Below are 13,415 nucleotides of genomic sequence, written 5' to 3'. Positions count from 1 at the left end.
AGTGCGCCATCCAAGAAAAATGTAAGCAGATATAACTGTCCCAACATCCGTGATTATTCCTTTGCTTTTCCGGCGACAACCAGGATGATTTATCGCTATTTCCGGTAAGGGGCACGCTCATTAAGTTCACTGATGTAATCTTCCATGCCGCCAGCCTCCCGCTGCAGGAAGACCGCAACCGCATTGGCAAACTCTTCATGCGCCAGCCAATGCGCCGAATAGGTTTTCTGCGGCAGGAAACCGCGGGCCATCTTGTGCTCGCCCTGGGCTCCGCCTTCAAATACCTGAATGCCTTTGGCAATGCAAAACTCTATCGCCTGGTAATACGCTGTTTCAAAATGCAGGCAGGGGACATGCTCCAGCGCGCCCCAATAACGGCCATAGACTGTTTCCTGCGTATGTATCAACAAGGAAGAAGCAATGGGCTTGCCATTTTTTTGTGCAAAAATCAGATGGATATTGTCCGGCATAGTCTTGCCTATGCTCAGGAAGAACTCCCGATTCAGGTAAGGCGTCGAATAGTGATCGGAATAGGTATGGTCATAGCAGCGTTTGAAAAAATGCCAGTCCGCCTCCGTCATGTCGGCCCCGGCCACGTGGCGAAAATCGACACCGGCCTCGGCCACCTTGCGGCGTTCAGCGCGTATATTCTTACGCTTCTTTTGCTCCAGCGTAGCCAGGAAATGTTCAAAATCCCGATAGCCCTGATTCACCCAGTGAAACTGCACGCCGGTACGCAACAAAAATCCCGATGCGCTGAACTGTGCGGCTTCGGCCTCCGTGGGAAACAACACATGCGTGGAAGATATTCCGCTGGACTCCTGCAGTGTACATAGAGCTTGCAACAACAAGTCTCGGGCGCTTTGGTCAACGGCCAGCAAGCGCACGCCGCTCACCGGAGTAAACGGAACTGCAGAAAGCAGCTTTGGATAGTAGTTCAGGCCATGCCGCTGGTAGGCATCCGCCCAGGCCCAATCAAACACATATTCACCATAAGAGTGCGATTTCTCATAAAGTGGCATCGCTGCGGCAAGCTGATCCTGGTTCCATAGTGTCAGATACACCGGCCGCCAGCCCGTCTTTGCACTGGCGGAACCAGAATCATGCAGCGCGTGCAAAAATGCATAGGACAGGAAGGGATTGCTTTCCTGCTGCGTTGCCAGCAGTCCGTCCCACTGCTCCTGCCCGATTTCGGACAAGGAAGAAAGGATGCGCATGCGATAATGGGGCAGGTCAGAATTGCGGTCCGCAGCGGAATTCGAAGTAAGATTCATTATAATTTACGTGATACCGGCGCCGGAAACCGTCGGGTGATGCGAGACTGCTCCGGCCATTTGTTAAACTCAGGCTGACATCCTGGCTTCTTGATACAAATAAAGCCCAGGCTCATTTTACGCAAAAACGCAAAAAACTTATTGGAGCGTTGGATTAGAACGCTGGTTGAGGCAACTCTTGCAAGCATCCATGCCGGAATTTCAGGATGCCGGGCGCAATGTAAGTATTTAAGTATTGGACAGCGGCACATATAGCCGTAACGTACGGAAGATTTTGATGAAAAAATTATTTAGCAATCTTTATTCCCATGATTTCGCCCGCGTCGCCGTGGCGATTCCGAATTGCAGGATAGCAGATCCCGATTTCAACGCCGCTGAGACGATAAGGCTGGCGCAGCAGGCTCAACAGCAGGGTGCGGCTCTGGTGGCCTTTCCTGAGCTAGGCCTGTCAGCCTACACCTGCGATGATCTTTTTCACCAGCGCGCCTTGCTGGATGCCTGCGAAACGGCTCTGCAATCCATCGTCGCGGCATCTGAGCAATTATCCATTGCCATGATAGTCGGCCTGCCGCTACGGATAGAACATCAATTATTCAATTGTGCCGTCGTCGTTGCCGGCGGCCATATACAGGGCGTGGTACCGAAGAGCTATCTGCCCAATTACGGCGAATTTTATGAAGCCCGCCAGTTCAGTGCCGCTGACTGCGCCTTGGTAACAGAAATTTCCTTGCTTGGGGAGCTCGTCCCGTTTGGCAGCTCCTTGCTGTTTGAAATCGCCGACCTGCCGCTGTTCCGCTTCCACGTAGAGATTTGCGAAGATGTGTGGGTGCCGATACCGCCGTCCTCCTTTGCAGCACTTGCCGGCGCCAGCGTGCTGGTCAATCTTTCGGCATCCAACGTCGTGGTAGGCAAGGCCGGCTACCGCCATCAGCTAGTTGGACAGCAATCTGCGCGCTGCCTGTCGGCCTATTTATACACGTCGGCAGGCAAGGGCGAATCGTCAACCGACATGGCCTGGGATGGCCAGGCATTGATTTATGAGAATGGCGAACTGCTGGCGGAGTCGGAGCGTTTCCTGGATCACTCCCATATCATCTACGCCGACATCGATCTGGAAAGGCTGTCGCGTGAAAGGATGCGGCAGACGACCTTTGGCCAGTCGGTGCGTCGGCATGCAGATGAAGTCGCCAAGTTTGATGTCGTGCGCTTTTATTTGGCGCTGCCGCTGGATCAGCCCTTGCCGCTGGCAAGGAATGTCGAGCGCTTTCCATATGTGCCGTCAGACGTCCGGCGGCGTGACGAACGTTGTACTGAGGTATATAACATCCAGGTGCAGGCACTGGTGCAGCGCATGTCGGCCAGTAACATCTCCAAGCTCGTGATTGGCGTCTCCGGGGGGCTAGACTCCACGCACGCATTGCTGGTGTGCGCAAAAGCCATGGACAGGCTGAACCTTCCGCGCGCCAATATCCTGGCTTATACGATGCCGGGATTTGCCACCAGCGAACGCACGCTGAACCAGGCCAAGCAACTGATGCAGGTCGTCGGTTGCTCCGCAGAAGAAATCGATATCCGCCCAAGCTGCATACAAATGCTGAAGGACCTGGGGCATCCCTATGCGTCTGGCGAAGAAAAATTCGATATCACGTTTGAGAATGTGCAGGCCGGGGAGAGGACCAGCCACCTGTTCAGACTGGCAAACTTCAATCACGCGATTGTGATCGGCACCGGAGACTTGAGCGAGCTGGCCCTGGGCTGGTGCACCTACGGCGTGGGTGACCATATGTCGCATTACAACGTCAATGCCAGCGTTCCCAAAACCCTGATTTCACACTTGGTCAGATGGGTCGCCGAATCCGGTGTAGTCGGCGACTCCGGTTCAGACGTACTGTTGAATATCCTGAATACCGATATCAGCCCTGAACTGGTTCCAGGCAAAGCCAATGGCAAGCCGGAGCAAAAAACCGAAGACGTCATCGGCCCGTATGAGTTGCAGGATTTTAATCTGTACTACATCTTGCGCTATGGTTTCAGCCCTTCCAAGGTCGCCTTTCTCGCATTCTCGGCATGGAAGGACAAGGAAGCAGGGCGCTGGCCTAACGATGAGCATGTCGTCCGTAATGAATACACCTTATCGGAAATTAAGAACAACCTGGGAATTTTCGTAAAACGATTTTTCGGGAACAGCCAGTTCAAGCGCTCTTGCGTGCCGAACTCACCAAAAGTGGGAACGGGGGGCTCCTTGTCGCCACGCGGAGACTGGCGGGCACCTAGCGACTCTGAATCCATCGTATGGGTAAAAGATCTCGCCAACATTCCGGATTAATGCCACTGGAGACAATTCAGCCGGAAAAGAGGAAAACACTGTATTTTGACAAATTAAGTTCAGATTAAAGCGGTCATTGAGGTCATTTATATTAAGAAAACATTAATGAAATGGATTTTTATCGAGATAAAATGACAAATGAACGTTAAAATATCAATAAAGGAGTTACCATGAAGCAAATTACTGCTGTTATCAAACCGTTTAAGCTCGATGAAGTCCGTGAAGCCCTGGCTGATGTAGGCGTCACCGGCCTTACCGTTACTGAAGTAAAAGGCTTTGGTCGCCAGAAGGGTCATACAGAGCTGTATCGTGGCGCTGAGTATGTGGTCGACTTCCTGCCTAAAATCAAGGTGGAAGTAGTTGTAGCCGACAATATCTGCGAGCACGTGGTCGACGCCATCATCAAGGCTGCGCATACTGGAAAAATCGGTGACGGCAAAATTTTTGTGCAAAATGTCGAACAGGTAGTACGCATACGTACCGGTGAAACCGGCCAGGATGCTGTCTAACAGGTTTGCGGTTTAAGCATGCGGTATAAGCCCGCGACTAGTGCATAAGCAATCAATACGTAATCAATAAGCAATCCGATCATCAAGTTTTAGTGCTGCGGCCTCCGCAGCCTCTTGACGCAGCCGGCCAGGCACACCAGGGCCGGTTTGCGACAACAATCAGCAACCCCAAGCATCAAATATTCAAAACAGGTAAGCCCATGTGGAATCGTCGTATTTATCTTTCTTCAGTCTTGGCAGCAATTCTGTCTGTCGCCTCAATGTCATCTGCGTGGTCTGAGCCTGGAGTCACCGAACAAAAAATCACCCTCGGCCAGTCAGCCGCATTTTCAGGTCCTGCTGCTCAGTTGGGAATCCAGTTGCATGCGGGTGCCAAAGCGTACTTTGACCAGGTGAATTCACAAGGTGGCGTATTCGGCCGCAAGATAGAAATCCGCACCATGGATGACAAGTACGAGGCGGATCTGGCCGCTGCCAACACCAAGAAGCTGGTGGACAGCGATGAAGTCTTTGCCTTGTTCGGCTATGTAGGCACGCCGACCAGCAATGCGGCGCTACCCATTTTTACCCAGGCCAAGGTACCGTTCTTTGCGCCTTTCACCGGTGCGCAGTCCTTGCGTGAGCCATTCAACCGCCAGATATTCAATATCCGCGGCAGCTATTTCGACGAGACAGAACACCTGGTAGAGCGCCTGGTGCGCACGGGCATGAAAAACATCTCCGTTTTCTACCAGAACGATGCCTATGGCAAAGCGGGTCTGGCGGGCGTAGAACGCGCGCTGAAGAAAATGAACGTGCAGATGGTGGATACAGCCACCGTTGAGCGCAATAGCGTGGACGTTGGCAAGGCGGTGAGCAAATTGCTGCCTAAGCGTCCGGACGTGATCATACAGATCAGTGCCTATGCTTCTTGTGCTGCATTTATCAAGGAAATGCGTAAATCCGGCTACACCGGCCAGTTTTATAACGTCTCCTTCGTCGGTAGCCAGGCACTGGCTGATGCGCTGGGCAATGACGGCCCCGGCATCGTGATTTCGCAGGTAGTGCCTTTCCCTTGGCATGGCGCAGTTCCCGTGGTCAGCGAATACACCAAGGTAATGCAAAAAGCCGGCGTGAAAGACCTGAATTTCTCCAGCCTGGAAGGTTTTCTGGCAGCCAAGGTATTTGTCGAGGGTCTTAAGCGCTCCGGCCGCAACCTGACGCGCGAGAAACTGATTTCATCGCTGGAATCGATCAATCCTTCGAACTTTGATGTGGGTGGATTCGATGTCGGTTTTTCACCGACCAATCACAATGGCTCGAAGTATGTCGATATGACGATGATTACCAAGGATGCCAAGTTCCGCAACTAGGAACCTGGCGGTAGAGATCAGGGCAGGCTGCTCTTCAGCAGAACGATCAGCGCACCGGAGCCGCCATCGGCTGCGGTGGCCTGGCTGAAAGCCAATACTTCATCTTTCTGTATCAGCCAGTTCTTCACTTTTTGCTTCAGTACCGGCTCCTTGTTCACGGAGCCCAATCCCTTGCCATGAATGATACGCACGCAACGCACACCGTTGCGATTGCATTTACGCAGGAACTCGCCCAGGCTTTCCCTGGCCTCATCACGCCGCAAGCCATGCAGATCAAGCTGCGCCTGGATGACCCAACTTCCTTTACGCAGCTTCCTGACCACGTCGGCACCCACGCCTGGGCGTGTGTAGCTGAGATTGCCGTCGGTATCGAGCAGGGAGTCGGCATCGAATTCGTCCGACAGGGATTCGTGCAGCGCCGCGCGTTCATCCGCCAGATGCTGATAAGCGATAGGTTCTGGACGGGGAATGGCGGCAACGTGCTTTTGTGCCGTTTTTAGCGGTTCAACCTGGCCGATACTTTGCCTGAAAATATCGGCCTCGATCTTCGCCTGCTTTTCGCGTTTGAGCCGTTCGGCCTGCTCACGCAGGCGAACTTCTTCCTGCTGCTTGAGCTGCTGACCCAGATGCTTCAGGTCAGCAAAGTTCTTCAACGAAGACATGATGGTTTCGGAAAAGCGGTTTAATTACTCTTCCAGGAAACGCTGTGCATCCAGTGCCGCCATACAGCCTGTTCCGGCGCTGGTGATTGCCTGGCGATATACATGATCCTGCACGTCGCCGGCGGCAAATACGCCAGGGATATTGGTTGCAGTAGCCATACCTTCCAGGCCGGTTTTGGTTTTGATGTAGCCGTTATGCATATCCAGCTGGCCTTCAAAAATGCTGGTGTTTGGTTTGTGGCCGATCGCAATGAACACGCCATGCAAGGAAATATCCGTCACACTATCGTCCTTGCTGGATTTGATCTTGATGCCGGTCACGCCGGAGTCATCACCGATCACTTCGTCCAGCGTGTGGTTCCATTTGACTTCGATCTTGCCTTCGGCAACCTTTGCCATCAGGCGGTCAATCAGGATCGCTTCAGCGCGGAATTTCTCGCGCCTGTGGATGACTGTTACCTTGCTGGCAATATTGGACAGGTAGAGCGCTTCTTCCACTGCGGTATTACCACCGCCGACTACTGCTACTTCCTTGCCGCGATAGAAGAAACCGTCGCAAGTAGCGCAGGCGGACACGCCTTTGCCCATGAAAGCCTGCTCAGACGCCAGGCCCAGGTACTGCGCCGATGCGCCGGTTGCGATAATCAAGGAATCGCAAGTGTATTCACCCTGGTCGCCGATCAAACGGATAGGCTTCTCATTCAGCTTGGCAGTATGAATGTAGTCAAAAATGATTTCTGTATTGAAACGCTCGGCATGCTGCAAAAAACGCTGCATCAGCTCCGGACCTTGCACACCCATAGGGTCGGCCGGCCAGTTTTCCACATCCGTCGTGGTCATCAACTGACCGCCTTGTTCTACACCGGTGATCAGTACGGGCTTCAGATTGGCGCGGGCGGCATATACCGCTGCAGAATAACCAGCAGGACCGGAACCAAGAATCAAGACGTGGGCATGTTTAGGAGTGGACATAGGAAACCTGAGTAATAAGCTAAAGCAAAGAGTAAGACAGCGTAATTTTTATCCTGATGCGTTAATAAAAGTAGTGCCGGAACACAAAATTTCAAGTAAACGGCTAAATCTATTGGCGCGGATCGGAGCAGGGTGAGATTATAGACGAATACGCCCATTGAGACTTGCTACAGCCACGCCCCGAAGCGGAATCTGGCCTCTATTCCAGGAGAAATATTGCCCGTAGGATTAGTCTGATTGGCGAGTACCCCCCTTACATGCTATCTTGTCACCGTTTTGAAACTCTTTGTGTGGCTTTTCCTTCCAAGATTTATGACTACTACTAACGAAGCCTACACACGCAAGCGTACTACTGCCCCTGCGCAACCGTTGCCAAGCCGTGTCGTCGTGCTTCTGACCGAAGCACGCTGGATTGTCGTTGCTGCTCTTAGTGTTTATTTGATACTGATTCTGGTCAGCTATGCAAAGCTTGACCCAGGCTGGTCGCATGCCAGTGTGGTACCGCAAATTCACAACATCGGCGGTCGCGTGGGTGCCTGGATTGCCGATTTATTATTATTCATTTTTGGCTTGTCTGCATGGTGGTTGTGTATTGCCTTATTACGTATGGTCTGGAAGGACTACCGGCAACTTACCAAGCGCCTTGTCGTAGAAACAACAGGCGAGCCTGAGCATCAATACGAAAAGTTTATACAAGCCGCCGGTTTCGCCTTGCTGCTGGCAGGCAGCATGGGCATAGAGTATCTGCGCATGTACAGCCTGAAAACACCGGTGCCGCGCGCGCCGGGAGGCGTCCTTGGAGAGTTGATAGGGCATGGCGCATTTGTCGCCTTTGGCTTCACCGGAGCCACCTTGTTATTGCTGCTGCTGTTTGCCCTCGGCATCAGCCTGTACTTTCATGTGTCCTGGCTGGTCGTCGCCGAAAATCTCGGCCAAGGCATAGAATCTATATTTACCTTCATCCAAAGCAAGATCGCAGCCCGTGAAGACCGCCGGGTAGGGCAGACCGCGGCAGTCAAACGCGAAGAAGTTGTCGTGCATGAAAGGGCCAAGATTGTTGAAGCGCCACCTATACGGATAGAACCTCAGGTTGTCGCCGTGCAAAAATCTGAGCGCGTCGAAAAAGAGCGGCAAGTGTCGTTGTTCAACGATATGCCGGACACCAAGCTGCCGCCATTATCCTTGCTGGATGATCCGCCGCAAGTACAGGAAACAGTCAGCATAGAAACGCTGGAATTTACCAGCCGCCTGATAGAGAAGAAACTGTCCGATTTTGGCGTCGACGCCAAGGTGATCGCAGCCTATCCTGGCCCTGTGATTACGCGCTATGAGATAGAACCCGCCACCGGCGTCAAGGGTAGCCAGATTGTCGGCCTGGCGCGGGATATCGCGCGTTCGCTGTCGCTGACATCGATACGGGTGGTTGAAACCATTCCAGGCAAGAATTACATGGGCCTGGAATTGCCCAATCCCAAACGCCAGATCGTGCGCCTGACCGAGATCCTCGGCTCCAAGGTCTACAACGACAGCAATTCCAGCCTGACGGTTGCGCTGGGCAAGGATATCGCCGGGCATGCGGTTGTAGCCGATCTCGCCAAGATGCCTCACTTGCTGGTTGCGGGTACCACCGGCTCGGGTAAATCCGTGGGCATCAATGCCACCATTCTGTCGCTGTTGTATAAATCCGATCCCAATGATGTGCGGATGATACTGATCGATCCGAAGATGTTGGAAATGTCCGTCTATGAAGGCATCCCGCATCTGCTGGCGCCGGTAGTGACCGACATGCGCCAGGCCGGCCATGCGCTGAACTGGGCGGTAGCTGAAATGGAGAAACGCTATAAGCTGATGTCCAAGCTGGGCGTGCGTAACCTGGCCGGCTATAACGCCAAGATAGCGGAAGCGCAAAAGCGTGAAGAGTTGATCCCCAACCCATTCAGCCTGACACCGGATGCGCCTGAGCCTCTGGAAAAACTGCCGACCATCGTCATCATCATCGACGAATTGGCAGATCTGATGATGGTTGTCGGCAAGAAGGTAGAGGAATTGATTGCGCGTATTGCGCAAAAAGCCCGTGCCGCAGGCTTGCATTTGATCCTTGCGACCCAACGTCCTTCTGTAGATGTGATTACCGGCCTGATCAAGGCCAATATCCCGACCAGGATCGCATTCCAGGTCAGCAGCAAGATAGACTCCCGTACCATTCTGGACCAGATGGGCGCGGAAGCCCTGCTGGGTATGGGCGATATGCTGTACATGCCGCCAGGGACAGGTTTGCCGATTCGTGTGCACGGTGCATTTGTATCGGATGAAGAAGTACACAGGGTAGTAGAGCATCTGAAAGCCCAGGGTGAGCCAAATTACATAGAAGGCATACTGGAGGGCGGTGTGCTGGAAGAGGGCGGAGAGGGCGCAGTTGCAGGCGAGGGAGGCGGCAACGGCGAGGCCGACGCACTTTACGACCAGGCAGTGGCGGTGGTGCTGAAAAACCGCCGCGCGTCGATCTCGCTGGTACAACGTCACTTGCGCATAGGCTACAATCGCGCCGCGCGCCTGCTGGAACAGATGGAACAAAGCGGCCTAGTATCAACGATGCAGTCGAACGGCAACCGGGAAATCCTAGTGCCAGCCGGGAATACCGCAGAATAGGAAAACAGAGTGAAAAAGAGCAACTTGTTTAAAAAAATCGCGACCATCGCCGCCATTGGTGCGCTGGTTTTGCCAATGCTGGCGCAAGCGTCCGGCATGGAACAATTCAAATCCTTCGTCGCCAATACCAAAAGTGCAAAAGGAGAGTTTTCCCAGCAGATAGTCAAGATGGTCGATGGCCAGACCAAGATGTCCAAGACATCCACCGGCACCTTCCAGTTTGCGCGCCCTGGTAAATTCATCTGGTCTTATTTAAAGCCGTATGAGCAGCTATTGCAGGCAGATGGCGACAAACTGTTTATCTATGACAAGGATCTGAACCAGGTCACAATCAAAAAACTGGGCGATGCGCTGGGATCAAGCCCGGCCGCCATCCTGTTCGGCAGCAGCGATCTGGAAAAGAACTTCACGCTGAAAGAAGTAGGCCCCAAGCAGGGCCTGGAATGGTTTGAAGCCATCCCCAAATCCAAGGACAGCAACTTCGACCACATCGGTATAGGCATGAAGGATGGTGCCCCAATGGCGCTGGAACTGCGCGACAGTTTTGGCCAGATTTCCCTGATCACGCTGAAGAATGTAGAAAAAAATCCGGTGCTTAAAGCCGACCAGTTCAAGTTTGTGGTACCGGCCGGCGCGGACGTATTCCAGCAATGAAGTCAGGTTTTAATGCTGGATGCAATACCCTGATTGTTTGGCCTGTCCTGTGCTTTAAGGATGCAAGCCATGTCTGATTTGTTCAAGATAGAGCCCACACCGCCACTGGCGGAGGCGCTGCGCCCCAAAACCCTGGATGAAGTAATAGGCCAGACCCACCTGCTGGGACAGGGCAAGCCACTAAGGCTGGCTTTTGAATCCGGCAAGCCGCATTCAATGATACTGTGGGGACCGCCCGGCGTCGGCAAGACCACGCTGGCGCGGCTTACTGCGAATGCCTTTGAATGCGAGTTCATCGCGCTGTCGGCCGTATTTTCCGGCGTCAAGGATATTCGCGCCGCGATGGAGCAGGCGGAGCAGAACCTGGCGATGGGCAAGCATACGATATTGTTTGTCGACGAAATCCATCGCTTCAACAAATCTCAGCAGGACGCTTTGCTGCCGTATGCAGAGTCTGGCCTGGTGACCTTCATCGGCGCGACCACAGAAAATCCCTCGTTTGAAGTCAATTCCGCGCTGCTGTCGCGCGCCCAGGTGTATGTGCTGAAATCGCTGAGCGAAGAGGAACTAAAGCAACTGGTAGCGATTGCCCAAGCCAAGGTTTTGCAGCATCTGGAATTCGATGAGGCAGCGATTGATACGCTGGTGGGTTACGCCGATGGCGATGCGCGCCGGCTGCTGAACCTTTTGGAACAAACCAGCACCGCATCGGGTGCTGCGCGCACCAACCGGATCACGCCGGAATTCATCCAGAACGCGCTGACACTGAATGCACGCCGCTTCGACAAGGGCGGCGACAATTTCTATGACCAGATATCAGCACTGCACAAATCAGTGCGCGGCTCCAATCCGGACGCCGCACTTTACTGGCTATGCCGCATGCTGGATGGCGGCGCGGATGCCAGGTATCTGTCGCGCCGCATCGTGCGCATGGCATGGGAAGACATAGGCCTGGCTGATCCGCGCGCAATCCAGATCGCCAATGATGCGGCCACCACCTATGAACGTCTCGGTTCACCGGAGGGCGAATTGGCACTGGGGCAGGCCGTCATCTACCTGGCAATCGCCGCCAAGAGCAATGCGGGCTACAACGCCTTCAACCAAGCCATGGCTTTTGTAAAACAGGACAAGTCCCGTGAAGTGCCTGTCCATCTGCGTAACGCACCGACCAAGCTGATGAAGGAACTAGGTTACGGGCACGAGTATCGCTATGCCCATGACGAGCCGCACGCGTACGCTGCAGGAGAAACCTATCTTCCAGACGGCATCGCCGATCCCCACTGGTATCAGCCGGTACCGCGCGGCATAGAAAGCAAGATTGCGGAGAAAATGGTATTTCTTAAAAAGCTGGATGAAGATGCTGGTAAATCCTAGAGCACACTATTACGGCGGCCTTTGCCGCGCTTTAGCTTGAATCTGCCGTCTTTTGGCTTAAAGAGGGCCGTATTCTTTGTTTTTGCAGATATCACAAGGTTTTTCTAAAACCCGCTGTCTATTGGTACAATATGCGGTTCAGATAACAACATCGCATATTGCATAAATCGCCATGATCGACATCCAACTCCTCCGCAAAGACATAGACAAGGTCGCAGCACGTCTGGCCTCGCGCAAGTTTCAACTTGATGTCGCCGCTTTCAATGCACTGGAAGCCGAGCGCAAACAAATACAGACCCGTACTGAAGAGCTGCAAGGCAAACGCAATACCTTGTCCAAGCAAATCGGCATGCTGAAGGGCAAGGGCGAAGACGCATCTGCGGTAATGGCCGAAGTCGGCGGCATCGCTGACGAACTGAAGGCATCCGAGGTGCGGCTGGGCGAATTGCAGACCGAGATCAGCAATTTCATGCTGGCCATCCCCAATCTGCCGGATGAATCTGTACCTGTCGGGGCTGACGAGACCGGCAATGTGGAAGTGCGCAAAGTTGGCACGCCACCGGCATTTTCCTTTGAAGTCAAAGACCATGTGGACGTGGGCGCTACCCTGGGCCTGGAATTTGATGTTGCCGTCAAACTCACTGGTTCTCGCTTTGCCGTGCTAAAGGGCGGCATGGCCCGCCTGCATCGCGCGCTGGCGCAATTCATGCTGGATACGCAGACGCTGGATCACGGCTATACGGAATGTTATACGCCTTACATGGTCAACGCCGACTCCATGCGCGGCACCGGCCAGTTGCCCAAATTTGAAGCCGATCTGTTCGCTGTCAAAAAAGGCGGCCAGGAAGGCGAGGGCGAAACCCTGTACCTGATCCCGACGGCTGAGGTGACACTGACCAACACCGTACGCGATGAAATCGTCGCTGCGGAAGATCTGCCGCTGAAATTGACGGCCCACACACCTTGCTTCCGTTCCGAAGCGGGCAGCTATGGCCGCGATACCCGCGGCATGATACGCCAGCATCAATTCGACAAAGTGGAGTTGGTACAGGTCGTACACCCGGAGAAATCGTTTGAGGCACTGGAAGAAATGGTTGGCCACGCAGAAACCATCCTGAAAAAACTGGGCTTGCCTTACCGTGTAATGAGCCTGTGTACAGGCGATATGGGCTTTGGTGCGACCAAAACCTATGATCTGGAAGTGTGGCTGCCGGCACAGAACACCTATCGCGAGATTTCGTCGATCTCCAACATGGGTGCTTTCCAGGCACGCCGCATGCAGGCACGTTTCCGCAATGCGCAAGGCAAACCTGAGCTGGTGCATACCTTGAACGGTTCCGCGCTGGCAGTGGGCCGCACGCTGGTCGCCGTGCTGGAAAACTACCAGCAAGCGGACGGCAGTGTAACGATTCCTGAAGCCCTGCGTCCTTATATGGGCGGCATAGAAAAGTTGCTGCCGGCATCAAAATAAGCGAGTCACGCAATCAATAAAAAAGCCCGGACATTACAAATTGTCCGGGCTTTTTTTTACCCAACATTTTTCCATTGAGGCCCAACTAGTATCACGCAGTGAGCGTTGAAAATGTAGTTAGCCAGACCAGCAACGGCCAGACCCAGGCCCAGACCTTGCCGTCAGCTTCCCT

10 protein-coding genes are annotated in these 13,415 nt (G+C 53.6%); 7 read left to right on the top strand and 3 right to left on the bottom strand.

The window, feature by feature from the left end; genetic code table 11:
- Nucleotides 1-95 precede the first annotated feature (95 nt).
- Nucleotides 96-1,274, bottom strand: a complete 1,179-nt coding sequence (locus tag IEW12_RS00750) for a GNAT family N-acetyltransferase (protein ID WP_188564095.1) — start codon at nt 1,272-1,274, stop codon at nt 96-98.
- Between the two features lie 277 nt (nt 1,275-1,551).
- Here IEW12_RS00750 and IEW12_RS00745 point away from each other — a divergent pair, with 277 nt between their 5' ends.
- The 3 genes from IEW12_RS00745 (at nt 1,552) to IEW12_RS00735 (ending at nt 5,461) form a co-directional block, all read left to right on the top strand.
- Nucleotides 1,552-3,600 (top strand): NAD(+) synthase, encoded by a 2,049-nt coding sequence (locus IEW12_RS00745; protein ID WP_188564094.1) that lies wholly within the window; start codon nt 1,552-1,554, stop codon nt 3,598-3,600.
- A gap of 170 nt (nt 3,601-3,770) precedes the next feature.
- On the top strand, nt 3,771-4,109 hold the full coding sequence (locus IEW12_RS00740) for a P-II family nitrogen regulator (RefSeq protein ID WP_188564093.1): 339 nt from the start codon (nt 3,771-3,773) through the stop codon (nt 4,107-4,109).
- Nucleotides 4,110-4,309: 200 nt separating this feature from the next.
- A complete protein-coding gene (locus tag IEW12_RS00735; protein WP_188564092.1) occupies nt 4,310-5,461 on the top strand; it encodes an ABC transporter substrate-binding protein in 1,152 nt (383 codons plus the stop codon).
- Between the two features lie 17 nt (nt 5,462-5,478).
- Here the strand turns inward: IEW12_RS00735 and IEW12_RS00730 are convergent, their stop codons facing one another.
- Entirely contained in the window at nt 5,479-6,123 is a 645-nt protein-coding gene (locus IEW12_RS00730; protein ID WP_188564091.1) for a Smr/MutS family protein, read from the bottom strand.
- Between the two features lie 24 nt (nt 6,124-6,147).
- Nucleotides 6,148-7,095 (bottom strand): thioredoxin-disulfide reductase, encoded by a 948-nt coding sequence (gene trxB, locus IEW12_RS00725; RefSeq protein ID WP_188564090.1) that lies wholly within the window; start codon nt 7,093-7,095, stop codon nt 6,148-6,150.
- A 312-nt stretch (nt 7,096-7,407) separates the two neighbouring features.
- Between trxB and IEW12_RS00720 the strand changes: the two genes are divergently transcribed.
- From IEW12_RS00720 to serS, 4 genes are all read left to right on the top strand, one after another.
- The gene (locus IEW12_RS00720; RefSeq protein WP_188564089.1) at nt 7,408-9,744 is read left to right on the top strand and encodes a DNA translocase FtsK; all 2,337 of its coding nucleotides are present in this window, start codon (nt 7,408-7,410) and stop codon (nt 9,742-9,744) included.
- A 9-nt stretch (nt 9,745-9,753) separates the two neighbouring features.
- The gene (lolA, locus tag IEW12_RS00715) at nt 9,754-10,398 is read left to right on the top strand and encodes an outer membrane lipoprotein chaperone LolA (RefSeq protein ID WP_371874476.1); all 645 of its coding nucleotides are present in this window, start codon (nt 9,754-9,756) and stop codon (nt 10,396-10,398) included.
- 69 nt (nt 10,399-10,467) lie between these two features.
- Complete coding sequence (locus IEW12_RS00710) at nt 10,468-11,772, top strand: replication-associated recombination protein A (protein WP_188564088.1); 1,305 nt, start codon at nt 10,468-10,470, stop codon at nt 11,770-11,772.
- Nucleotides 11,773-11,944: 172 nt separating this feature from the next.
- The gene (serS, locus tag IEW12_RS00705) at nt 11,945-13,243 is read left to right on the top strand and encodes a serine--tRNA ligase (protein ID WP_188564087.1); all 1,299 of its coding nucleotides are present in this window, start codon (nt 11,945-11,947) and stop codon (nt 13,241-13,243) included.
- Nucleotides 13,244-13,415 lie beyond the last annotated feature (172 nt).

Source organism: Parundibacterium terreum, assembly GCF_014636315.1.
Classification (GTDB): domain Bacteria; phylum Pseudomonadota; class Gammaproteobacteria; order Burkholderiales; family Burkholderiaceae_D; genus Undibacterium; species Undibacterium terreum.
Note: the sequence above shows the minus strand (reverse complement) of the source record. Positions and strands in the feature narration are given on the sequence as shown.

Bases quoted from the DNA above. Each gene is read 5' to 3' on its own strand.
- IEW12_RS00750 (WP_188564095.1), bottom strand. From the start codon at position 1,274: ATGAATCTTACTTCGAATTCCGCTGCGGACCGCAATTCTGACCTGCCC.
- IEW12_RS00745 (WP_188564094.1), top strand. From the start codon at position 1,552: ATGAAAAAATTATTTAGCAATCTTTATTCCCATGATTTCGCCCGCGTC.
- IEW12_RS00740 (WP_188564093.1), top strand. From the start codon at position 3,771: ATGAAGCAAATTACTGCTGTTATCAAACCGTTTAAGCTCGATGAAGTC.
- IEW12_RS00735 (WP_188564092.1), top strand. From the start codon at position 4,310: ATGTGGAATCGTCGTATTTATCTTTCTTCAGTCTTGGCAGCAATTCTG.
- IEW12_RS00730 (WP_188564091.1), bottom strand. From the start codon at position 6,123: ATGTCTTCGTTGAAGAACTTTGCTGACCTGAAGCATCTGGGTCAGCAG.
- trxB (WP_188564090.1), bottom strand. From the start codon at position 7,095: ATGTCCACTCCTAAACATGCCCACGTCTTGATTCTTGGTTCCGGTCCT.
- IEW12_RS00720 (WP_188564089.1), top strand. From the start codon at position 7,408: ATGACTACTACTAACGAAGCCTACACACGCAAGCGTACTACTGCCCCT.
- IEW12_RS00710 (WP_188564088.1), top strand. From the start codon at position 10,468: ATGTCTGATTTGTTCAAGATAGAGCCCACACCGCCACTGGCGGAGGCG.
- serS (WP_188564087.1), top strand. From the start codon at position 11,945: ATGATCGACATCCAACTCCTCCGCAAAGACATAGACAAGGTCGCAGCA.